The organism is Desulfovulcanus ferrireducens (assembly GCF_018704065.1).
GTDB classification, from domain to species: domain Bacteria; phylum Desulfobacterota; class Desulfovibrionia; order Desulfovibrionales; family Desulfonatronovibrionaceae; genus Desulfovulcanus; species Desulfovulcanus ferrireducens.
This window is the reverse complement of the sequence record NZ_JAGUQP010000011.1, coordinates 26,784-49,148: the sequence shown is the minus strand read 5'-3', so window position 1 is coordinate 49,148 and position 22,365 is coordinate 26,784. Positions and strand designations below refer to the sequence as shown.

At 44.5% G+C, this 22,365-nt stretch carries 20 protein-coding genes; 1 reads left to right on the top strand and 19 read right to left on the bottom strand.

From position 1 onward, the window contains the following. Positions 1-69: 69 nt before the first annotated feature. From KFV02_RS05400 to KFV02_RS05315, 18 genes are all read right to left on the bottom strand, one after another. A complete protein-coding gene (locus KFV02_RS05400; RefSeq protein ID WP_252380517.1) occupies positions 70-975 on the bottom strand; it encodes a glycosyltransferase family 2 protein in 906 nt (301 codons plus the stop codon). 226 nt (positions 976-1,201) lie between these two features. Continuing rightward, on the bottom strand, positions 1,202-2,419 hold the full coding sequence (locus tag KFV02_RS05395; RefSeq protein ID WP_252380516.1) for a glycosyltransferase family 4 protein: 1,218 nt from the start codon (positions 2,417-2,419) through the stop codon (positions 1,202-1,204). A gap of 68 nt (positions 2,420-2,487) precedes the next feature. Then, a complete protein-coding gene (locus tag KFV02_RS05390; protein ID WP_252380515.1) occupies positions 2,488-3,192 on the bottom strand; it encodes a class I SAM-dependent methyltransferase in 705 nt (234 codons plus the stop codon). 199 nt (positions 3,193-3,391) lie between these two features. Continuing rightward, positions 3,392-4,381 (bottom strand): glycosyltransferase family 2 protein, encoded by a 990-nt coding sequence (locus tag KFV02_RS05385; protein WP_252380514.1) that lies wholly within the window; start codon positions 4,379-4,381, stop codon positions 3,392-3,394. Further along, entirely contained in the window at positions 4,333-5,598 is a 1,266-nt protein-coding gene (locus tag KFV02_RS05380; protein WP_252380513.1) for a glycosyltransferase family 9 protein, read from the bottom strand. The genes KFV02_RS05385 and KFV02_RS05380 overlap by 49 nt, the downstream gene beginning before the upstream one ends. Before the next feature lie 21 nt (positions 5,599-5,619). After that, complete coding sequence (locus KFV02_RS05375) at positions 5,620-6,483, bottom strand: sulfotransferase domain-containing protein (protein WP_252380512.1); 864 nt, start codon at positions 6,481-6,483, stop codon at positions 5,620-5,622. A 134-nt stretch (positions 6,484-6,617) separates the two neighbouring features. Then, entirely contained in the window at positions 6,618-7,487 is an 870-nt protein-coding gene (locus tag KFV02_RS05370; RefSeq protein ID WP_252380511.1) for a glycosyltransferase family A protein, read from the bottom strand. Between the two features lie 915 nt (positions 7,488-8,402). After that, entirely contained in the window at positions 8,403-9,158 is a 756-nt protein-coding gene (locus KFV02_RS05365) for a cephalosporin hydroxylase family protein (protein ID WP_252380510.1), read from the bottom strand. 150 nt (positions 9,159-9,308) lie between these two features. Further along, positions 9,309-10,157 (bottom strand): NAD-dependent epimerase/dehydratase family protein, encoded by an 849-nt coding sequence (locus KFV02_RS05360; RefSeq protein ID WP_252380509.1) that lies wholly within the window; start codon positions 10,155-10,157, stop codon positions 9,309-9,311. Continuing rightward, a complete protein-coding gene (locus KFV02_RS05355; protein ID WP_252380508.1) occupies positions 10,157-11,380 on the bottom strand; it encodes a class I SAM-dependent methyltransferase in 1,224 nt (407 codons plus the stop codon). Before KFV02_RS05355 ends, KFV02_RS05360 begins: the two co-directional genes overlap by 1 nt. After that, positions 11,377-11,880 carry a dTDP-4-dehydrorhamnose 3,5-epimerase gene (rfbC, locus tag KFV02_RS11500; RefSeq protein ID WP_353617301.1) on the bottom strand — a complete coding sequence of 168 codons (504 nt, stop codon included), beginning with the start codon at positions 11,878-11,880 and terminating at the stop codon, positions 11,377-11,379. Before rfbC ends, KFV02_RS05355 begins: the two co-directional genes overlap by 4 nt. Before the next feature lie 167 nt (positions 11,881-12,047). After that, on the bottom strand, positions 12,048-13,151 hold the full coding sequence (gene rfbG, locus KFV02_RS05345) for a CDP-glucose 4,6-dehydratase (protein ID WP_252380506.1): 1,104 nt from the start codon (positions 13,149-13,151) through the stop codon (positions 12,048-12,050). Then, positions 13,136-13,915 carry a glucose-1-phosphate cytidylyltransferase gene (gene rfbF / locus KFV02_RS05340; RefSeq protein WP_252380505.1) on the bottom strand — a complete coding sequence of 260 codons (780 nt, stop codon included), beginning with the start codon at positions 13,913-13,915 and terminating at the stop codon, positions 13,136-13,138. Before rfbF ends, rfbG begins: the two co-directional genes overlap by 16 nt. After that, a complete protein-coding gene (locus KFV02_RS05335) occupies positions 13,912-15,219 on the bottom strand; it encodes an ABC transporter ATP-binding protein (RefSeq protein WP_252380504.1) in 1,308 nt (435 codons plus the stop codon). The genes rfbF and KFV02_RS05335 overlap by 4 nt, the downstream gene beginning before the upstream one ends. A 12-nt stretch (positions 15,220-15,231) precedes the next feature. Next, the gene (locus KFV02_RS05330) at positions 15,232-16,104 is read right to left on the bottom strand and encodes an ABC transporter permease (protein ID WP_252380503.1); all 873 of its coding nucleotides are present in this window, start codon (positions 16,102-16,104) and stop codon (positions 15,232-15,234) included. Positions 16,105-16,529: 425 nt separating this feature from the next. Further along, positions 16,530-17,654 (bottom strand): glycosyltransferase family 9 protein, encoded by a 1,125-nt coding sequence (locus KFV02_RS05325; RefSeq protein ID WP_252380502.1) that lies wholly within the window; start codon positions 17,652-17,654, stop codon positions 16,530-16,532. Between the two features lie 61 nt (positions 17,655-17,715). Then, entirely contained in the window at positions 17,716-18,354 is a 639-nt protein-coding gene (gene cysC, locus KFV02_RS05320; RefSeq protein WP_289510087.1) for an adenylyl-sulfate kinase, read from the bottom strand. 967 nt (positions 18,355-19,321) lie between these two features. Further along, positions 19,322-20,356 (bottom strand): Wzz/FepE/Etk N-terminal domain-containing protein, encoded by a 1,035-nt coding sequence (locus KFV02_RS05315; RefSeq protein WP_252380500.1) that lies wholly within the window; start codon positions 20,354-20,356, stop codon positions 19,322-19,324. A gap of 87 nt (positions 20,357-20,443) precedes the next feature. Here KFV02_RS05315 and KFV02_RS05310 point away from each other — a divergent pair, with 87 nt between their 5' ends. Further along, the gene (locus tag KFV02_RS05310) at positions 20,444-20,833 is read left to right on the top strand and encodes a hypothetical protein (protein WP_252380499.1); all 390 of its coding nucleotides are present in this window, start codon (positions 20,444-20,446) and stop codon (positions 20,831-20,833) included. Between the two features lie 25 nt (positions 20,834-20,858). Here KFV02_RS05310 and KFV02_RS05305 read toward each other — a convergent pair whose 3' ends face one another. After that, complete coding sequence (locus KFV02_RS05305) at positions 20,859-22,313, bottom strand: autotransporter outer membrane beta-barrel domain-containing protein (protein WP_252380498.1); 1,455 nt, start codon at positions 22,311-22,313, stop codon at positions 20,859-20,861. Positions 22,314-22,365: the final 52 nt, after the last annotated feature.

Genomic DNA, 22,365 nt, shown 5'->3' with positions numbered 1-22,365 from the left:
CCTGGTACTGGAAATCATAGGAACCACAAACTCTCCATAACCATAACTATTAGTTGATAGTTAGAAAAATTAAAAACGCCCTATACATGTCAATAGTGAATCCAATGCCCCGTTTAAATTGCCTCGCTTTGCAAATATGAACATACTATAGATTCCTTTCAACACCCGGAAAACATAATGTCTGCAAAGCTCAAGCGACAACAGCCTGAGATCGTTTGCATACAGTCGTTTCCTATTCTCGAGAAAAATCTGATCAATTGTTTGCATGGTTTTAAAATAAGAAAATGGATTACCACTTGGCAAAGTATCACGTGATGGTAGTTGAATCAGTGGTTCTTTCACATAACATACGTCATACTTATATGCTAATTTCATCCACATATCCACATCAGCCAGCATACCAAAGCGCTCATCAAACAAGCCCACACTTTCATACATAGATTTCCTTCCCATAACTGTTCCCCAGACGGGAGAATCAAATTGCCACCGACTAAACATTATTTTCTCAAGGAAATATCTCCCATTTAGCAGTTCAGACAAGGGTTCTCGATAATGACAGACAATATTACCGCTGGCATCAATCGTTAGATATTCGTTAAAGACAAAGGCCGCTTTTGGGTATTTCCTAAGTGCCCCGTACCATTTTTCAAGCAGGTCTTCTCGATACATATCTCCATCATGGAGGTTAGCTACATAGTCCGATCGCGCCTTAGTGATCCCAAAATTGAGATTTGCTGGCATATTAAGATTTCTGGGCTGGCGGAAGTAGCGAATTCTCCTGTCCTGAACAGCGTATTCCTCACATATCTTTTGAGTACCGTCTGATGAACAATCATCACAGATAATTAACTCAAAATCATGCTGCGTTTGTGCTAAAATACTTTCTATAGTAATTGGTAGCACATGTGCCCTATTATAGGTTACAAGTACGACTGATATTAATGGAGTCATGTCGTCCTTTGATCTTGCAGTCATTCTGCTCTTCAACTAGTTTGCAATATGCTGGAGTGCAGAATATTCAGTTATTGATCTCACGAAGCACTAAACAGAAAAAACAGCTCTCAATGTTGCAACAATCCAGGCAAAAATAACCCTTCATGGCTTACGAAAAGTGTATAAATATTTAAGTTGGCTACACAATAACATCGTGAGTAAAATTTTTGGCATGAACTGTTTTTGATGGCCAAGTGGGCTGATCACATTAATTTGAATTTGGGATTTTTGGGCCTGGATCAATATGCGCTCGACAACAGTCCGTGTGACCCCATTTACAACTTAATACTTTCCTATACATGGCCAAACATTTCTTGCCATATGTATCCCACCCGCCCATAAACTTTACCCTATTCAAGGCAGCTTTCGCCATCCCCCTTTGAAGCTCTGGATTGCAAATCAAGCGTTCAATCAGTTCTTTAATAGCTATCGGTTCACGAGGAGGTACAATAAATCCTTCCTTTCCATCCTCAAACAAATCCTCTGCTCCTGTATTATATGTAGCGATTACAGGAACCCCGCATGCCATGGCTTGTATTTGAACAAGTGCCAAACCTTCCTCCACGGAAGGGAGTACCAGAACTGAGCCCTGGCTATACAGATCCGCCAGATGTTTTCGTGGATGAGCTCCCATATCTGTAAAGATGTCCTTATATCTGGCCAAAATTTTGTTGGCAGCGGGCTCTGGCTTCCCGATCAGCCAGAGTTCTGCGTGTCCTTTTTCCACCAATGGCTTCATCGCCTCAAAAAGATACCCGATTCCTTTCCTAATCGAAAAGCTACCGACAAAAAGGACTCGAAATTTACTATCCTGCTTAGGCTTTGGCGCAAAGAGGGAAAGGTCTACGCCATAGGGAAGTTTAAAAATCTTCTCAGGTTGTATCCCCTGCTCAATGAAAGTACGTTTAGCAAATTCTGAAGGCACTGCGATAGCATCAGCCTCGTGATACTCTGTCAATTCCCTCTCTATGCCACGCTGCGAAAAGTAAGGGAGAGGAGCTCCCCATCTGGTATGCTCTTCCTCCAGATTCGTCTTTTGGAAAAGGATATGGGACGATCCACGGTTACAGACCCAGGCACCATCTTCTTGCTGAATCCATCGTCCTCCTTCCAACCCACACCCGGAAATGACATCTAAGATATCACACCTCTTAATAACTTGACCAAGCCAGTGGCCGAAATCACGCAGGACAAAATCCGCTATCCTGGTCCGTTTGTCCTGAAAGCCTATGCGCTGCAGGCCAGCTTGAACCAGTGTCAGGAGAGGATGAGTAGTAGCGAAGGCCCTCAGTCCTGACTGTATTTTCCATCTTGGATAACCTGTATAGAGCCTCACATCCTGTTTAAGCCTGACCAACTGGTCGGCAAGGTCAAACATATGAAATCGTGTGTGGGATGCAACACTTATGTGAAGAGGAATATTCATATTATTTATACTTCCCTTGGATATAATCTGAACACTTTATTCCATTATTTCCTTTCCCAGATTTGCGTTCATTTTTTAACCGCTTTAATTAAAATCTGCCCCCCGAAAAGATTTGGCCAATGTTTGCATCCCCACTTATCAATACGTTCACTTAAGCTCTTGGGGAAAAGATATCTTCGCAAGAACCACAATGGTACACTTCCACTTGCACCTTTATATTCTACATATAAATTCGAACCTTTTCCTAAGAGAAAGCGATCAGCCGTCCAATAGGTGAAAAAGCGAAGATGTGTCTCATCCATAGTTCCTGTTGATTCATAATCAAATTGCCCAATGATAAACTTAACTCTCTGGCGCCAGAAAAGCACATTAGGCACTGCTATTAATACGGTACCTCCATTGACCAACATCTGAGTGAAAACGGCAAAAACTGTAGCCGGATCACGAAGATGCTCCAAAACATGCGAAAAGATCATTACATCAAAACACTTCGCCGCCAAATCATCTGGGACTATTTTTTCAATATCGAACACCCAGCAATGTTCCAAATGGGCCAGTGCCAACCTTGCCTCTAGCAGCGAGTGAGTTATCCCAAATATTTTACAATTAGGATGGTATGCTTTTATCAGTGCGGCATTATCACCAGCTCCACACCCTACATCTAGTATGCTTGCAGAATTGTCATCAAGAAGCTTTACAAGCGGTAAATTGCCGCTATTAGAATAAATCCGCTTTATCTCATTTATATCTTGATTAGGCTTGTGGTCATTCACGTTACACACCTAAATTTTCTCATACGGGTGGAATCTCGGTAGGAGTTCAAGACCAACGACCTTTCCATCAGAAATCCATACTACGCGGTTCCCATAAATGAAATCGTATACCTCAACAGGTAAGGATAAACCCTGTGCCCTTTGTCGCCCCTTGGTCAGGCTTAAAATAACATGAGTTTTTTTGCTTATAACTACTGATTCAAATTTTGGGGTCCATTATAATTTTTTTGATCGTCTCTATCCTCGGGAAAGACAACGGAAACTGCCCAATTTGTATTCTCATCAAGGGCACGTACCAAATCCAGCCAGCTAGATGACGAAGCCGTGAGATTCCTCTTTCTCTGAGAAACTCCTTTAGGAGGTTTTCTCCTTCTTCATGGTTTAATGCCCTGCCTGTAGCGTCACATTCCACAGATTTCCTGCCCTCATGCTCTATGCAACCCGCGATATATTCAGGGATATGGCATGGTCTAGAACATTTTTCCGTAAGTCGACGAAACCAATCCGTGTCTAGGTTATAGCGCAGGTCTTTGTTAATCCATCCAACTAATTGCCGCAGGTTTTTACTCCAAAAACAGGCTTCCTGGAAGAGAGACCGCTGAGTGTAAATCACATACGCATATGGATGGAATCTCGGGAGGCGTTCAAGACCAATGACCTTTCCATCAGAATTCCATACTACGCGGTTCCCATAAATGAAATCGTGTCTTGCCGCAAACTTGGCCGCTACGCGGTGCAGGCATCCAGGTAAATATCGGTCATCGGAGTTTAACCACGCTTCAATCTGACCATTGAACCGGTGCATTCCTTTGCTTATTGCATGGCCCTGCCCCCTGTCAGATTCGCTCACCCAGTAGGCCAGATACCTGTCGTACTTCTCAATGATCTCGACAGAGTTATCGCTACTGCTGCCGTCAATGATAATGTATTCCAGGTTTGGATAGCCCTGGAGAAGCACGGAACGAATCGTTTCCTCAAGGAATTGACCCTGACTAAAAGTTGGAGTGACAATACTCACCTTTGGCCAAAGTCGGCCATCGGGCATTGTATCTGGCAATTGCGAACTTTCTTCCGTCCACGGCCAGCCGGTTTTGCCTGGCGGGGGTGAAGGAAGTTCTTTAAGGGTTGGGCAGCGCATAGTCATGGCGAATTGTGGGTAGTAAACTTTGGGTTTAACGCTTTGACGCACGGTTTAACACCCTGGCGGGCAAGCTGCTCGGCCACGGCCTGTTTGACCTGCTCCACCGTGATGCCCAGAATGCAATGGGGGCGGTCGGAGACACATTCGTCCACGCAGGGAGGGAGAGGGGCTTTGGGTTGAATGACCATATGCTTTCCAGACCATGGCCCAAAACGTTTAGGCGAATTTGCACTGAGAAGTGACCCAGTCTCAGGGTGGCAGGACATCTCAACCACAGGGACGCCCACTGCGGCTGCAATGTGCATCGGCCCGGCATCATTGCCAATAAAGAGCCTACAGCGCTTTAAGAGCGCTGCAGTCTGGTGCAGTGTTGTATGCCCAACCGTGTTGATAACAGCATCCCCCAGTTCTTGCTGCAACTCTCTTCCAAGAGCTTCCTCTTCTGGTCCACCAACAATAAGAAATTGAGCATGGTATTCTTCCTGTAAACACACGCCTACCTCGGCAAAGCGAGAAAGAGGCCAACGCCGCTTTGACGCACCTGCTCCTGGGGCCAGACTGACCAACAGGTCGTTGAGTTCCACCCCATGCTTCCTCAAAAGTTCCTCGGCAAAAAACTCGTCTTCCTCTCCAAACCACAACTCCAGCCTATCGTCTTGAACTTTGCCGCCTAAGAAGCGAATCACATCTAGGTTATGTTCCACCTCGTGCTTAACACTAGTATCCTTCAGACCATGGGTCAGCAACCGATCAAAGCCCCTGTTGTTCTGCTTCTTGTGTGCACTGACATTCTCTGAGTAGCCCATCCGCCAGGGTGCACCGCTTAGATAAGCGATTACACTACCATGGTAATAACCACCACCCCATCGCGGAAGGATGACCAGATGAAAGCGCCGTCTCCACAGATCTCGAAACGCCATTCGAAGATATGCCAAACGGCGCCATAACCTGGATGTCTGCCAGTGAAATGTCAGCACCTCGTTGACGTAAGGACAGTGCTCTGTAAGATTGTAAACCCCAGGCTTTACGACCAACGTGATCCAGGCATCTGGCAAATTCCGCCTCAATTCCCTCAGAAAAGGCGTCATCATCACCACATCGCCTATCTCATCAAGACGCACTACCAGCACCCGCTTGACCTGCGTCAGGTCAATCTCTCGCCCCTTTCGGCGCATGCCCATTAGCCAGAAGAAAGGCTCCCCGATGGATAAAGTAAGCTGACATATTACCCTTCGAAAGGCGGATTTAGATAATGCTATCATCATTCACTCACCAGGCCACCAGCTTCAGCCACCATTATCTATCACCCTATCCCACTTAATACCTGCTTTTTCAACCGCCTCCCGCAGGAATGCTTCATCGGCTTCCGAAAACACATTCAGCCAATCCCCTATGATACCCTTGCGCGGTAAGATAGCAGATGCATCATTTAAACTTACTGGTCGTGTCCGCAATCTCAATCGCAATCCGAGAAAACTTGCCACCTCTTTCAAGACGGGCTTGTAGTCCCTATGCAATTCTTCATAACGCACCACTAATACATCGGGTTCAGAGCCGGCTACTTTGAGCCAGCCACTAACATGAGAAGCCCACCGTTCCGCCACATTAGAAAAATCGGCATGCAACGAATAGCTGTGCTTCAGGAAAGATGATATGGGTCTTCGAAGGAATTCTGAAAAGGATTTGCAGCGGTGATCAGGCACTTGTGGGTTGTACTGGTAAAACTCAACTCGATTTAGGTAATAAAACCATGATGTCAATGTGTCCCTCGGATTACGGAGCACATAAATCACTTTGGCTCTCCTGTATCTGGCCTCGAACAAATCCCGTTCACAGTGACTCTTAATAATCGCTGCTTGTTTGTAAGTCTGCTCCCATTTGCGATTGAATTCATCAATGTGTGCAAACCTGTTCGTAGGATCATCAGAGCCAAACCATTCACCGATATTATGCCAACCTTGTCTAATATATATATTTCTTAGAATGGTGTTGATCACAAAATGAGTTCCAGATCGCTCATGGGAAATGATATAGAAGAGAAGGTCAGGCGATAAAAGCGCTAATAACCCATGCTCCAACTTTCGCTTTACTCCCCTTAATCTCTCTTTAAACCTAAAGTATGAATTCATGTTCACCATTCTCTCTTCCATCTAAGTAAAACTGTCCAGTTTTTGGGACCCAATATAAATAGAACCACCTCCTGCTTGCATTATCGAATAGAAGCCTCCTATTTTACACGAGAATTAGGTATGAGGCCAAGGGCACAGCGAAAGTTTCATCGTAATCACTTTCTCGATGCCTTCAAAAGTCCGCGTATTCTCCCACGATATTTTGCAAGTATCCAAGTAGATATAGATAACATCAAAACAATTCTCGCAAGTAGAGTGTTGGAATGTCTTACAGCAATACGTACCTGTTTATAAAATCGTCGCCAAATTAAAGAATAGACTGCCCATCTAGTTAGAGGCTTATTTACAAATAACTTTTCAACAAGTTTATTCCAACTTCCAAAGTCCGCAAGCTTACGAACATGAAATAGTGGCTCAGGCACATAGGCAAATTCTCCTAACAGGGAAAGCTCAGACAGAAGAATGACATCTGCCCCTATTGTATTCCTATGAAGGTATGTCTGACTTAATGCACTTGATCTTATGAGACCATAAATTTGGTAAGCATAACCAATGCCCCAAAGGACAACATGAAACCGGGATATCCAATCCAAACCCCTTGTATCAAGACGTGTAGGTATGGTTTCTAACAGCTTACCATTAAGATCCATCCACAATGCCTGTGAGTAACACAGAACAACAGATGGCTCACGTTCCAAAATTTCTACACATTGGCTGATGAATGTTTTATCCCACAGGTCATGATCTCCTGCCCACATAAAATACTTACCATTTGACAACTTGAATACCCGATTGAAGTTCCACACCGCCCCCATATTCTTTTCATTCCGATAGAACCGAATTCTCCTATCCGTTGCCGCACAATCTAGGCAGATCTCCTGAGTTGCATCCTCTGAAGCGTTATCCGAAATAATCAGCTCAAAATTCTTATAATCCTGCGCTAACAACGAATCCAAGGCCCGTCTGATATATCGTTCACCATTATAGACTGGCATACCAATACTGACTAATAGCTTATCAAGCATAACTTACTGTTTCTCCATTTGAGAGCGGACATCGCCCTGAGATTCAGATTATTCCTCTACTGATTGAATATGTCTTAAAATTATCTTTTTAAGTTCATTACCATTTCTTTCTTTGTTTTTGCTTCGCCGCTTCGACTTCAAGCCTTGCCTTGACCTCCTAAACCTTCTTCAATCTGGATTTACGGCCTGAAAGCTCTGGTGGAAGGTCATCACGCATGTCACCATAAATGTCATCCTCTTTCTGGCATAGACGATTGTAGGTCCGATTCCTGGATATACTGGCATTGTCTTCTTACCTTGGTTGGTGCCGTCTAAGGCAACCACCCAAGCCTTCACCAAACCAGAGCTCTTACACAATAAAAACATCTGGGTAAAAAGACCCTAGAACGCATCAAGATGTCTACGCCGAAATTAAGAAATTGTTCTGAACTCAGAAAAATTCCCAGCACCAAGCCACCTGAAGGTCACATCATCCAACATCGCGGCTATCTTGCGACTTGAAAGGATACCTACACATGCATATTCGCACCTTAACCATCATCACAGGATGGTAGGCAGCGTTGTCTTGGCCATTTGCTCGGCAACTCCTCAAAAACTGACGTTGTCCAGTGTGTCTACTAGTCTCAGATATAAACCGAGCTAAATGATTCTCAAGAAGGGGTGCATTCACTGTCTGTACCGCTACCAAACTTTCTCCCACATGACCCATATTTTTTCTATTAAATATGCCTAGCTTACCTTTTCATGCTAAAATTTTATCAAATTACTGCGCAATTTTCCCACATTTGACGGGGTAGGTGCAGCATAACGAATGCGCCCCTCAAGAAGCCTGTCATCCAAAGAAGGTGGTAATAAATATGGCTGTAAAGGATTATTGTGTAATCCAAAGAGCTAATATATGAATACGTCTCATGATTAATCTTTTATACATCTCAGATAGCCATCTGGAGCCACAGTAATGAGTAATTTATTCTCAATCTCCTTATCGATTTCGAAGCGATTATTGGTTTCCAAAAATTCCCAGACAGCGATTTTGGGGTTATTGTCTTTGTCCCAAGGGCGGTCGGGGAAGAAACCGGCAGGCATGTCTTCGATGATGGTATCAAAAACGACAAGGTAGCTTCCTTTTGTCACCAGGCGGGAATACAACTCAAGCTCTTTGAGCACATGGTCGTGTGTGTGCATGGAGTCCAGACAGACTAGAATATTTTTTTTGCTTTTTGCAAAATCATACACTTGATTGACAGTCCCTTTGTCAGTTGACGATCCCTCAATCATTGAAATCCGCCGGAACATGGGGTGCGCCTCAATGGCCTTGCGATTGTGCGGACGGATTTCAATGTCTATGCCAATCACTTGCGCATCCTCGGGGCCGCCACAGTTCGCGTTCAGTTCCAGCATGGATGAATGGAAAATCAACGATCCGCCGTGGGCAATGCCTGTTTCAATAATCAAATCCGGCTTTACCCGCCAGATAATTTCCTGCATGGCAATGATGTCTTGAGGGTATTGGATAATCGGGCGACCAAGCCAAGAAAAGTTGTAGGAATATTTTGGCTGCACGCTGGCTTGCATAAATGTGTCAGCTGCCTTTTGTAGATCGCTGCCAGCATATGAAAGCACTTGTTGCCGCCATTCTTCAAAAAAGAGTTGGATTGGATCGTCCGCCATTTTTAAATTCTACCTCCGAAATTGATTACATGAAGTTGTCTTCAGATGTCTCCATTCGCCGTTATGCTCAAGCCGTTTTTTGTTCCACCGTGTGGATACGTGACCTTGGGACCACCGCCTGCAAACGTACTTCTTCGAGATAGTTCGCGTTCATGCCTTTTCCAAAAGAGTGTTGAGTTTTGGGGCATCGCCCCAGAAGGCCATCGGTTCGTAATCAGGGTAAGGATAATAACCCAAATTAAGCCTGATGCTTGATTTTCTTTTCTTGACACTTTCTTCAACCAACCTGCGAACGGAAATGGGTTTCCCGCTACAACAATTAATAATCCCATTAATGTCTGGCTCTTCTACAAGAAGAGCCAAACGTCTGACAACTTCTTCCACAGGTAGATAGTCACGCAACTGCTCGCCACTGGACATATTGAAGACCTCGTGGCCTTGCTCAATGGCATGAGCCAGTTGCGCCAACAGGCTATTTGGATTTTGACCCTCACCATACATGTAAAATAGCCGAACCCACTGTAGAGTAAACGGATAATCTTTTTGCAATTCTTGAAGGAACTTGCGCAATGTGTCCTTCGCTAATCCGTATGAAGTTTCCGGCAGAGTTGGCAAATCCTCGGATAGCGGTCCACTTTGCATGCCGTATTCAAAACAGGTTCCGGTTACCAGAACCTGTTGGACCCCGGCGGCTACCATCTTTTTGATAAAACGATACGCTGCCGGCAGGTTCTGCTCGTAGTGAAAGAGGTCTTTATAGTTGGGTAACCCTGGCCAGGCTAAGTGGACAAGAGCATCTGGAACCCTCAAGAAGCTCTCTGGCTCAAGCAATGGATCATGCAAATCCATTGAGATAAACTCTACCTGCTCAAACCATGGCATCGATTTCCCCCTTTCCATATCTTTGGCCACGGCCAATACGCTATGCCCATGAGCCAGCAACTCCGGAACAAGATGCCGGCCGACAAATCCTGTTGCTCCAGTAACCACGATTTTCATTACATCTCTCTCAAACTCGGCACCGCCGTCACAAACTTTCCATCCCACTCGCGAATGAAGGCATTCTGTTGCATGACCTCTTGCGCTATATTCCAGGGCAGAATGAGCAGGACATCCGGTTTGTGCTCCTTTAGGGCTTCAGGCGGCAGGATTGGAATATGGCTCCCGGGAAGGAACTTGCCCTGCTTGGACGGAGCAGCATCGCAGACGTAGGGAAGAAGGTCCTGCTTGACGCCTGCATAGTTGAGCAGGGTGTTGCCCTTGGCTGCAGCGCCGTAAGCGACAACCAGTCTGCCGCGACGTTTCTGCTCAATGAGGAAGACCAAAAAATCGTCCTTGACGCGGTCGGTGCGGGCCTGGAACCCCTGATAGGTACATAGCTCGCGGAGACCCTGTTTCTTCTCTTCGGCCAAAACCCTTGCCACGTCGGCCGAATCTTCGCGCTGGTCATCTTCATGACAGCCGTACACCCGCAGGCTGCCGCCGTGCGTGGGCAGCTCCTCCACGTCCAAGATCCGTAACCCGGCCCCGGAGAAAATACGGCAGACTGTATAAAGCGAGAGATACGAGAAATGTTCGTGGTATATGGTATCGAACTGAGTGAGTTCGATAAGCCGCATAAGGTGCGGGAATTCCAGGGTGATGGTGCCGCCTGGTTTAAGCGCGGCTTTGAGGCCGGCGGTAAAGTCGTTGATATCCGGAACGTGAGCATACACGTTGTTACCGATAATCAGGTCTGCCGGCCTTCTCTCCGAAGCAAGCCGTTTGCCCAGGGCCTCGCCAAAGAATTCCCGGAGTATAGGTACGCCTTGCGCTTCAGCAGTTGCTGCAGTGCCCTCTGTTGGCTCGATGCCAAGACAGGGTATGCCTGAAGCCACGAAACTATTGAGCAGATAGCCGTCGTTTGCCCCCACTTCGATGACTAAGCTTTCGGGCCCCAACCCCAGACGGCGAATAATCATATTGGCATAGCGGGAGGCATGGGCCAGCCAGCTACTCGAGATTGACGAAAAATAGGCATAATCCGGTCTGAAAAGCTCTTCGGGCCTGGCCCAGTCTTCGGTCTGAACCAGCCAGCACCGGGAACAAACGTAAACTTTGAGCGGGTAGTAAAACTCCGGCCTCCTCAGGTCGCTGGCCTGAAGATACGCATTGGAGGGTGGCGCAAAAGCCAGGTCCAAAAAGATCTGCTTGAGTGACGCATGGCAGTGGCGGCACTTCATAATGTGATTCCCTCAAAATTCTGGCTGATGAAAGGATGAGTGCAATCCCGTTCAGAGATCTCCGTCAATTCAACAGGCCATACAATCCCAAGGCTTGGGTCGTTGACATGGAGGCCACCCTCAGCCTGCGCGTGGAACGGTTCGGAGTGAAGGTAAATCATTTCGCAATTCTCTGTAAGCGCCTGGAAGCCATGGGCAAACCCTTCGGGGATAAGAAGGTTTTTTCTATTATCCAAGGAAAGAATTTCGCCGTGCCAGCGCAAAAAGGTCGGGGAACCCTTCCGGATATCCACCGCGACATCGAAGACCTCGCCCCGGAGGCAACTCACAATCTTGGCTTCAACATGTGGCGGGTACTGAAAATGCAGACCGCGAACAGCGCCCTTCCTGAGGGTATGGCTGTGGTTGATCTGGGCAACACACTTGTTAAATCCGACCTCCTTAGATTCCTCTGCGCAAAAAAAACGGCAGAAGAAACCCCTTTGGTCCTTGATGGGCATAAGTTCCACAACATAGAGGCCTTCAAGAAGTGTAGGGTGGAAATGAAAACGGTTATTTTCCCTTGCCATGCCCTTAGATCGCATGCGTCTTTTCCTCATCCGAAATCTCGAGGAAGGTCACTTTCCACATTTCTGCCCCCCAATGTTATACTTTATACCATGTATATTTATCTTTTACTGCGTAAAGCTAAGTATTCTTCAATCTGCTGAAAACAGATATTCCTGAGACCTTCTATGTTCTCACCGGCCCCATAAGCTTTATACCACTCCATAACTTTATCTATGGCTGTCTCCAAACGCCAGCACGGATGCCAATCAAGAACCGCTTTGGCCTTTGAACAATCCAACTTCAAATAATGCGCTTCGTGGGAATGGTTCCCATGCGTGACCTCATAGCCTGCCGAATCCCCCCATTTATCGCAGATCCTTTGAACAAGCCACTCAACCTGTTTGGCATCATCATCGAAAGGACCATAATTCCAAGCACCCACATAAAGCGGCCCCTTCTCATAGAGCCTTTTTGCCAGTAGAAGATATCCGCTGAGGGGCTCAAGAACATGCTGCCAGGGTCTTATTGCCTCAGGATTTCTTATCAGTATTTTGCGCCCACTAAGGAGTGAACGAAAACAGTCGGGAAGCAGACGGTCTTTCCCCCAGTCTCCTCCTCCAATGACGTTACCAGCCCGGGCCGAGGCAAGCGCCACACCGTGTACAGCAAACTTTTCAAGATTAAAAAAGGAGTCGCGATAGGCAGAAGTAACAAGTTCTGAACAGGCCTTGCTGCTGGAATAGGGGTCGTAGCCGCCAAGAGGCTCGTTCTCCCGGTAGCCCCAGTTCCACTCGCGGTTTTCGTAGCACTTGTCCGTAGTAATGTTTACAACTGCTCGAATTTCAGGGCACGTTCTGACTGCCTCAAGCAAGTTCACTGTACCCATGACATTAATCTCATAGGTTTCCACTGGATTTGCGTATGAGTCGCGAACCAGGGGCTGGGCGGCCATATGGATGACGATTTCAGGCCGCGCCTCCGAAATGGCTAGTTTTAAGGCTTTAAGGTCGCGGACATCGCTGATGATGGAATGGACAAGCTTATCAACACCGCACAATTCAAACAGGCTTGGGTCCGTAGGTGGATCAAGTGCATAGCCGACAACTTCGGCCCCAAGTTTATGGAGCCACAAACAAAGCCACGATCCCTTAAAGCCCGTGTGGCCTGTGATGAAAACACGTCTGCCTTTGTAAAAGCTGCCCAGGTTCACCAGTTCTTCCATGCAGCCTTGCCCTCTGTCCACATCTTATTTAAGTATTCCATATCCCTCACGGTATCCATACAGGCCCAAAAACCTGTGTGTTTATAAACCATGAGTTGTCCCTCTTGGGCGATTTCCTCAAGGGGTCCATGTTCCAAGTCACAGTTTTCGTCAGTGGTTAGATAATCGAAAATTTTCCTGTTAAAGACAAAAAAACCTCCGTTTATGAGATTCTTGTCGGAGTTTTTAGGCTTCTCAAAAAAGGCAGTTACCTGGTTACAACTGATCTTCAATTCTCCGAATCGGGCCGCCGGGTTTACTCCCGTTACAGTGGCAATCTTACCGTGACTCTTGTGAAAAGATAGGAGAGTGTTAAGGTCTATATTAGCCAAGCCATCTCCATAAGTTAGCATGAAAGTTTCATCAGAGATGTATTTTTCAACCTTCTTTAAACGAGCCCCTTTTAAGGCTCTTTCTCCTGTATTGGCGAGGGTAATCTTCCATCCAATTTCACTATGGCGGTCATGAAGGCAAAGATGCTCGGGCCTACCAAGCTCAATGGTCACATCGTTGTTCATAATTTCGTAATGATAAAAATACTCCTTAATTATTTCACCTTTGTAACCCAGAGCAAGAATAAATTCAGTAAGTCCATATTGAGCGTAGCTCTTCATAATATGCCATAGGATGGGACGGTTCCCAATGCTTACCATTGACTTTGGTCGAAACTCAGTTTCTTCGCGAAGGCGGGTGCCTAGTCCGCCGCAAAGGATGACGACTTTCATGAAACTTTTTTTATCCTCCACTCCAACTTTGGGCGTACAGGACCTGGGATCGGACCGCTGTATCCACTCCGAATGTCATCAAGGGTTTCGTCGATAAGATCGCGCACGTTCACTGACAACGCATCCTTCTCATAAAAGCTCACGTGTATTCCTTGATGGGTAAAGGTCACCGCAAGACCGATGAAATATGTGCCGTTGTTAAGCAGATGTCCAGGTACGATACATTCCGCCACATAGGTGCCCACGTCGGTACCAGAACTCGCAAACTTGTTACCGCTGGTCACAAACGCATATTCACCGCGTGCGTCAAAAAAATGAAAATTGGGATATGGCGGCTTGGGGACTTTTTCATGCAACGCATAACGCATCTTGATTTTAAACGGGTAACGAATGTCCACCTCCGACGTCGGGTTGCCGTCCATGTCTTCCACCCACGCTTCGAGCAACGTGGCTAGATGGTCGCCCACCTTCCGACCATCACGGGTGTCATCCATGGCATGAGGCGAGAAACGTCCACGGTTGTAGTAATTTAGCACGGTCTCGGACGCGGGTCCTTGAGTAACAAGCCTCCCTGACTCAAGTAGTATTGCCTTCGGACACAGCGAGGTAATCATGCCCATATTATGGCTCACAAATAATACCGTCCGCCCTTCCTTGGCTACATCGCCCATCTTCCCCAGACACTTCTTCTGAAACGCAGCATCTCCCACCGCCAGCACTTCATCCACCAGCAGAATCTCCGGCTCCAGGTGGGCGGCAACAGCAAAGGCGAGGCGGACATACATACCGCTGGAGTAACGCTTCACCGGCGTGTCCAGGAATTTTTCCACCTCGGCGAAGGCTACGATCTCGTCGAATTTGCGTTTACTATCCTGGCGTGTCATGCCTAAGATGGCGCCGTTCAGGTAAATGTTCTCCCGACCTGTTAACTCAGGATGAAAGCCGGTACCCACCTCCAAAAGGCTGGCCAACCGGCCCTTGATGGTCACCCGACCCGCCGAAGGCTCAGTGATGCGGCTCAGAACCTTCAGAAGGGTACTTTTCCCGGCCCCGTTGCGACCGATGATACCCACCACTTCTCCCTGCCGGATCTCAAAACTCACATCCTTGAGCGCCCACACCTCCTCCTGCGTGTCGCCCTTTATGATGGGCCTGCCTCGGACCAGGTCTTTGGTCTTGTACCAGAAGCTGCGGACGTTCTGCATCAATACATCCCGCAGGGCCATGTAGCGCCCGTTTTCGGCCTGATGGCCAATGATATATTTTTTGCCCAGGTTTTCGGCTTTGATGACAATATTGCTCACGCCTTCCGTCTCCTATATCAGGTCCGCAAACGTCTTCTCCATCCTCCTGAACCGGGAGACACCCAGCCAGAGAAAGAAGGCGACGATGGCGAGACTGAGTGCGAAGCCGGGCCAGTAGATCGGGCTCTCACCGCCAAGGATGCACCAGCGGAAGCCATCGATCACTCCAACCATGGGATTGAGGCTATACACCAGCCGCCATTGTTCTGGAATCACATTACTGCTGAAACCCACCGGGGAGACATACAGGCCAAACTGTACGATAAAAGGAATGATGTAACGAAAATCCCGGTACTTGACATTCAACGCGGTGATCCAGAGGCCAGGTCCTAGGCTGGCCATCACGGCCAGCAGCATAAAGAACGGCAATAGCAGCATGTTCCAACCCGGAGCGAACCGGTAATAGAACATCAGCCCAACCAGGATGACGAAGCTGATCAGAAAATCGACAAAGGCTGTTACCACAGTGGCTGTAGGTATAATCAGCCTGGGAAAGTAGACCTTGCTGATCAGCCTCTCGTTACCGATCAAGCTGTTGGAGGCTTCACTCAGCGATGTTGAGAAGAAAGACCACGGCAGCATAGCGGCGAAAACCATCAGGGCATAGGGCGAGTTCCCATCGCTGGGCAGCCTGGCCACTTGGCCAAAGATCACAGTGAATACCACCATGGTCAAGAAAGGCCTCAGGAGGGCCCAGACCAGCCCAATAACCGTCTGCTTGTAACGCACCGCAACATCGCGCCAGGCCAGAATCAGGAACAGTTCCCGATAGCGCCAGAGATCAGCCCAATAGTTCTTTTCGGTCCGGCCAGACTCAAGAACAAGGACACGTTCCCCCGGGAGAGAAGAAACCTCCTCAGGGATAGAAAATACTTGGGTGCTCATGTTCTCAACCTTCGCCGTATGTCATGGGTCAATACCATTCAATCATCCTCCGCAGCTTATCCTCAACTAACCTCTACGACTCATACATCACAGGGATTATAGTAATCTGGTAATTCTTTATCGTAGACATAACCTGTATAGATTACTATCTTTTCGAGATTCTTTTCTTTTACATATCTGTTGGATATTTCCTAAATCATCCCCTGATCCAATAAGAATATACCTAGTCTCTGGAACCTTCTTTACGATATCAGGAAAGGCATCCAAAACCTTATATTACCCCTCATATCCCTCTGTTTTTTTAATCTTGCTATGGTCATGATAATCTTATCGTTATCTATTAAATTATGTCACTTCATTTGAAAACTAAACAAAATAAAAGTGGAAAGTTAACATACCTACAGATATAATATTGTACCGACAACTCACGGTAGCAATAAGTTAACTTTTTCGATAACCTCTTCAGGTGTTATTAACTTCATACATTTATGGTCTTGGCATTTTTCTTTAAAACAGATAGCACAATCTACTTCTTTACGTAAAACAACCCCCTTCTCATTCGGGGGATACCATTTATAAGGAAAATCACGAGCACTAAATATAGCAACTACTGCTGTCCCTACAGCATAGGATAAATGCATTGTTCCTGTATCATTACTTATCGTTAACTCACATCTTTTCAGTACTTCAGCACATTCTAAAACTGAAATTCTTCCGGCCAAAGACAAAGCACCTTTACCCAATTGCTGACCAATCATTTCACAGGCTTCTCTGTCACCATTCCCTCCAAGAAGTACTATCATATAATCATTTTTTATTAAATATTTCCCGACCTGAACAAAATACTCCTTAGGCCAACGATTGGCTTCTCTCTTAGCGCCTGGGACAAAGGCAATTTTGGAATAACCATTTAACGAGGACAGCAAATTTTTTACCTTAGATATTATATCCTGACTTGTGGGGAAACGATATTTAAGACTTTTTAAGTCGACTTTTAATCTCTCAACTTCTAAAATTTTTAGAAGTCTTACATTTTCATTATCTATTATCATATATTTAGCTTGTGATTTTTCAAAATACCTTAAGGTATTTAAATGCCACCCAAAACCATATCTTACACCCAATAATTTGGCAAATATCATATTTCTAAAAAGAACTTTTAATGTTGCAAGATTCTGAGGAAGTTCAATATAGAGTTCATATTTTCCCTTTCTTAAAATTTTAAAAAGTCCTTTTTTATCGTCTCCTATATAATATATGATGATACGATCAACGAGGTCACCTTCCACAATTAAATCTTTAGCAGTCACCAGATTTTTATGCCCAGGACTAGTAAGGAGATGGATCTTTGAATCTGGAAAGTTCTCCCTAATGGCTATCAAGGCTGGGATAGCACAAATTGTATCTCCAAAATTGCCCGTTCTGAAAACAAGTATTTTTTTGGGATTAAAACCACTTAAGCCTCTCGAAAATAGAATGAATTTGAAAATTTTCAAAAAACTTTTGATGGTTGAATAACTAACTTTGACCATTTGATATTTAATTTTCATTGTGCATTGTGTGTCTTGGGGGTGCTGACACCTCTATCTTGCCCAGAAACTCGATCACCAATCATCTATAAAACTCATCAATCAAAAAGTCTTTTCCTTTCAAAAAGTCTAAGACTACTTCAACCGTCGTCCCAATATCCAACTTTTCTGTTTCTAAAACTAAGTCCGGAGCTCCTGGATCCTCGTAAGGAGCAGAAATTCCTGTATAATTTTTTATAATTCCGTCCCTGGCTTTTTTATACAGCCCTTTTGGATCGCGGCGTTCACACTCTTCAACAGAACATTTGACATATATTTCTATGTAATCATCCTTTAACTTACTCTTCACATACGACCGGTCTTCTTTATATGGAGAAATAAAGGCCGTTAAGACTACAAGCCCTGCATCAACCATAAGCTTGCACACTTCAACAATCCGCCGAAGATTTTCCTTTCTATCCTCCCGACCAAACCCCAGATCAATATTAAGACCATGGCGGACATTATCGCCATCAAGCACATATGTTCTTATTCCTTGCTGCCAAAGTTTTTTTTCCACCAGATGGGCAACGGTAGATTTGCCAGAGGCTGATAGGCCAGTAAACCAAATCAAGCCACTTTTGTGATTGTTCAAACGATTTCTCTCTGCACGCTTAATATAGCCATCATACCAATATAGTAATGTTGAATGCTGAATTTTGGATATTGAATTATCTTTCATTTTCTTTTCTTGTCTTTACTATGCTTGTCAAAACCCCATGATACTGACAATTTCATCAAATAAGAGCTTGGTCTTAAATTTATTTGACTCAATATACATATAACAATTGTAATTATTTATTTCCTATTATTTAATTTAATATCTAATTAGTACTAATTATAAACTTTATAAGATATATATATTAATACAATTATTTTTTATGTTAACCCAAAAAATAACTAATAAATCACCATGTATCACAATTTTTTTTCATTTTCACATCAAAAGCTATTTAAATAAACTACCCGTGTCAATCATTTTTTTAAAATTGTAAACATTATTATTTTCATACAGCTATCTTTTATGGCTTTATATTTATATCTTATAATATAACAACCTATATTCATTAGCATTAATAGTAGTCATGTGAATTATCATTCAGGTTCAAAACACTAATTTCATATTTTATTTTTAACCGCAGACCTCTTTTTAAGGGGTAAGAATTAGGGAGTAAGGGGTAGGGGTAATTTACTTCTAGATGCCTACAATCAACATCCGACAACTAATCTAAATCCTGTGCTAAATGCAAAAATATCATACCCTCTACTCTTTCCAGCACATTTCAATTACCCCTGCTTAACCCTTAAACCTTAATCCTCTTTTATTTTTAACCGCAGACCCACGCAGACTAACGCTGACATTTTTGTTCGGCAGACTTTGCCGAACAAAAACCTGACGGCCTAAAAGGCCGGTTAGAATCAATAACTATCGCTTTCCGGGCGTGATGATAGTCGTATCCGATATGATCAGAGTCGAAATTCAAAAATCCTTCTCTGCCTAAAAAGACTGGACAGCAGAGCTGTCAGCAAGTCGCTGGCAGCGATAGTCTGCCTCCGTCTGCATGAGTCTGCGGTTAAAAAGAGCGGGGGGACTGATGGCAGGTGCAGTTATCGGATGCAAATAATCGCAGCTCCTATCAAAATGCGCTTTAATGTTGCTCACGGACTGATTGCAAATATTCCCTGAAAAAAGCTAAAAATATGCCAAAAATAAGAGAGCCCACCAATCTAACCATGACTATTTGACTGCGTTTTGGTTTGAATTTACGATCTGGCACATAGGGAGGATCAAGGATTTTAAAGGCAAATTCACGATTGACCTTGGCCATGACTTTGCGCTCCAAGTTTTGCGCTATCAATGTCTGCAATTTCTGACGCAAAAGTGGGTCTGTAGTGCTGGGCAATTCTTGGTGAAGGTTAGCTAAATTTTTCTCGGCCGTGACTATAGCCTCTGAACTCATGTAGTCCTTAAGTGTCTGCAAAAGTATTTTTGATAACCAGGCTGCCTTTGCCGGGTCATGGAAATCTGCAGATATTTTTATAGTTCCAACTCTCTTATCTTCAGTAATACTATAAATACTATTCAGTGCCCTGATCCCATCATTTACTGAAGGCCCATCATTTTTCTTTTTATCTTTTCCAGCCTCAGCAGGCAAAGAGCGTGCCCTCTGCACAAGATATGATAAGAATTGGCGAGGAAATTTCAGAACATTGTCCAATAAAAAACCCTCTTCACCCTTTTTCCAGCTTTTTTTTTCCTCATCCCACCTTTCAAAAAAAAGCACTGGCAAAAGCTCATATTCTTTGATTAAAACTTCTCGCAATTGTCTGGTCTGCAAAAGTGTGATGATCTCTGACGTACCTGCAGAGCCGGGCATGTTCAATCCAGCTAGACCGCGCAATGCGCTCAGAGGCCCTAAATTCGAACCTTTTCCATTTCCTGTTGGAATGATAATGGCAGTGGAGCGATAAATATTGGGCGAGAAAACAGCCACATATAGACCCAGTAAAAGACCTAAAAAGGTAATAATGAAAATACTTAGTTTTCTTTTTTTCAAGATCAAAAAATAACTATAAAAATCTGTCTCCTCGGGCGGGACAGGCGGCATAAAAGCCCCCCCGGTATTGTATGGGCAAGACATTTGTCCACCAGAGGATGTATGTTCATTGTGATTTTCCGGCACTATTTTTCCTACCTTTTTCTTATTTTCTTTATTTTACCGCAGAAACAATCATTTTTATAGTGAATGAGAGGATGAGTAGAAAGGAGAATGGGCAGAAGCCACTTTACTTACCTCTATAGCCATCTACCCCCTTCTACACTTTCTCTCATCTACCCATTTACCCTATTAAACCTTAATCCAAATTTTATTTTTAACCGCAGACCCACGCAGACTCACGCAGAAATTCTTGTTCGGCAGACTTTGCCGAACAAAAACCTGACGGCCTTTCAGGCCGTGGTTAAGCTTAATAACAATTACTTTCCGGGTATGATGATAGCCGTATCCGATACAATAAGAGCCGAAACTCTAATATTCTTTATCCTTCCCGGCCTGAAAGGCCGGGACAGCAGTGCGACCGGCAAGTCGCCGGGCGCACTTGTCTGCGTCAGTCTGCGTGCGTCTGCGGTTAAAACCGAGAAAGATTGTTCTTTTAAATAAAAAACTAATTATTTAATCAAAGTAGCTAATTTACAGTTACACTAGCCTCAATAGTATCCATGGGCAAATCAGGCGAGTAAATGATTAAATTATAAGTGCCTGGGTAAGAGATTTGATGCAACGCATCATTACTTTGAGTTTCATTGACGATCTTGTCCTCAATCTTTGAAAGATCGTATGTAACCTGAGTACTGGTTGTTAGTATCAACTGATCTCCTTCAATATTTGTAAAAGTGACATCAATCTGGTTTCCATTAGAATCAGTACCTTGAACACGTAAACCAGCATCACCTGCCACTGTAAGAGATGTAATATTTTCACCATCTACACTTATACTTACCCCACTCAATGTCACGGTAGCCTCTCTGCTAGAACCAGTATCATTTATATGAAGAATAAACCGTACATTGGTAAAATCTTTTAATGCCCCAGCAGATTCTTGAAGTAAGAAATCAATTGCAAACTGTTTATTCGATGATAATGTTGCACTTGAAATAGTACTGGTCCACTTTCCTGTGCTGTTATCTAATACTAACGACGCTCCTGCCAACGAAACAGAACCAGCATCAAAGCTAAATGATGTTACTGATTGTTCTTCAACTGTACCTGTAGCATTTTCAGTAGCTTGTGTTATTGCTGTAGAATTAGTTACGAGCGTATCCAGTAAGGCAGTGGAATTTTGATCAACGGCGTTAGCTATATTTGTAAACTGGGAGGTCAGGTCTAAATTGGCAATCGATGTTGCATTCATATTGAGGAGAGTGTTATAGTCTTCATTATTTTCTGTAGCAGTATTTAATCCTTGAAGCCCATCTCTTGTTGCATTGGCGAAAATACCCCCCATTTCACTATCACTAATGTCTGCCAGTTCATTATTATTAGAAAATATAGTTTTAAGACTATCATTGAGCGCGTTCGCCAGTTGTTCAGTACCTTTAGCCAAAATTGCTGAATCGCTAATGTTAGTTGTAGTTGCCATGACCTGTAATGACGAAGCAACCATCAAGGCTAACTGAACATAAGCTCCATTAATACTTCCTGAAACATAATCAGCATCCGCAGTAACTCCCAAGTCCGTTAGAGACTGTTCAATTTCTGGATTTACCGCAATAAGTGTGGTCAACGGTGTGATATTGTTTGAACCCGGCTGGGCCATCAGTACGCCCTCAAAAGTTTGATTGGTCGAGGTATCGAAACCGCCAAATGCCAATAATGTTGCATTTGCATAATAAGTAGTTGGAATAGTAAAACTATTATAAGTTCCATTCTGGTCGGTTGTTTGAGTGTCTGAATCACACTGACCATCATTATCATAATCAACACATACAGTTGCTCCACTTAGATAGCCGTCTATAACCTGACCACCGCTTAGAGTTGAAGTCGTTATGCCATCTTCGCCCCCACCTCCCCCGCCGCAAGCAGCAGTTAAAGAGATAAGACCACATGCACAAAGCCAAGCCAAAAATTTCAAGCCTTTCATCTTAAAAACCCCTTTTTAAACAGATTAGCCACTTATATCCTATTCGACTTTC

What these genes read in the sequence shown, in the direction of transcription:
- KFV02_RS05400 (WP_252380517.1), bottom strand. Translation starts at nt 975, where the DNA reads ATGACTGCAAGATCAAAGGACGACATGACTCCATTAATATCAGTCGTA.
- KFV02_RS05395 (WP_252380516.1), bottom strand. Translation starts at nt 2,419, where the DNA reads ATGAATATTCCTCTTCACATAAGTGTTGCATCCCACACACGATTTCAT.
- KFV02_RS05380 (WP_252380513.1), bottom strand. Translation starts at nt 5,598, where the DNA reads ATGATGATAGCATTATCTAAATCCGCCTTTCGAAGGGTAATATGTCAG.
- KFV02_RS05375 (WP_252380512.1), bottom strand. Translation starts at nt 6,483, where the DNA reads ATGGAAGAGAGAATGGTGAACATGAATTCATACTTTAGGTTTAAAGAG.
- KFV02_RS05370 (WP_252380511.1), bottom strand. Translation starts at nt 7,487, where the DNA reads ATGCTTGATAAGCTATTAGTCAGTATTGGTATGCCAGTCTATAATGGT.
- KFV02_RS05365 (WP_252380510.1), bottom strand. Translation starts at nt 9,158, where the DNA reads ATGGCGGACGATCCAATCCAACTCTTTTTTGAAGAATGGCGGCAACAA.
- KFV02_RS05360 (WP_252380509.1), bottom strand. Translation starts at nt 10,157, where the DNA reads ATGAAAATCGTGGTTACTGGAGCAACAGGATTTGTCGGCCGGCATCTT.
- KFV02_RS05355 (WP_252380508.1), bottom strand. Translation starts at nt 11,380, where the DNA reads ATGAAGTGCCGCCACTGCCATGCGTCACTCAAGCAGATCTTTTTGGAC.
- rfbC (WP_353617301.1), bottom strand. Translation starts at nt 11,880, where the DNA reads ATGCCCATCAAGGACCAAAGGGGTTTCTTCTGCCGTTTTTTTTGCGCA.
- rfbG (WP_252380506.1), bottom strand. Translation starts at nt 13,151, where the DNA reads ATGGAAGAACTGGTGAACCTGGGCAGCTTTTACAAAGGCAGACGTGTT.
- rfbF (WP_252380505.1), bottom strand. Translation starts at nt 13,915, where the DNA reads ATGAAAGTCGTCATCCTTTGCGGCGGACTAGGCACCCGCCTTCGCGAA.
- KFV02_RS05330 (WP_252380503.1), bottom strand. Translation starts at nt 16,104, where the DNA reads ATGAGCACCCAAGTATTTTCTATCCCTGAGGAGGTTTCTTCTCTCCCG.
- KFV02_RS05325 (WP_252380502.1), bottom strand. Translation starts at nt 17,654, where the DNA reads ATGAAAATTAAATATCAAATGGTCAAAGTTAGTTATTCAACCATCAAA.
- cysC (WP_289510087.1), bottom strand. Translation starts at nt 18,354, where the DNA reads ATGAAAGATAATTCAATATCCAAAATTCAGCATTCAACATTACTATAT.
- KFV02_RS05310 (WP_252380499.1), top strand. Translation starts at nt 20,444, where the DNA reads ATGGGCAGAAGCCACTTTACTTACCTCTATAGCCATCTACCCCCTTCT.
- KFV02_RS05305 (WP_252380498.1), bottom strand. Translation starts at nt 22,313, where the DNA reads ATGAAAGGCTTGAAATTTTTGGCTTGGCTTTGTGCATGTGGTCTTATC.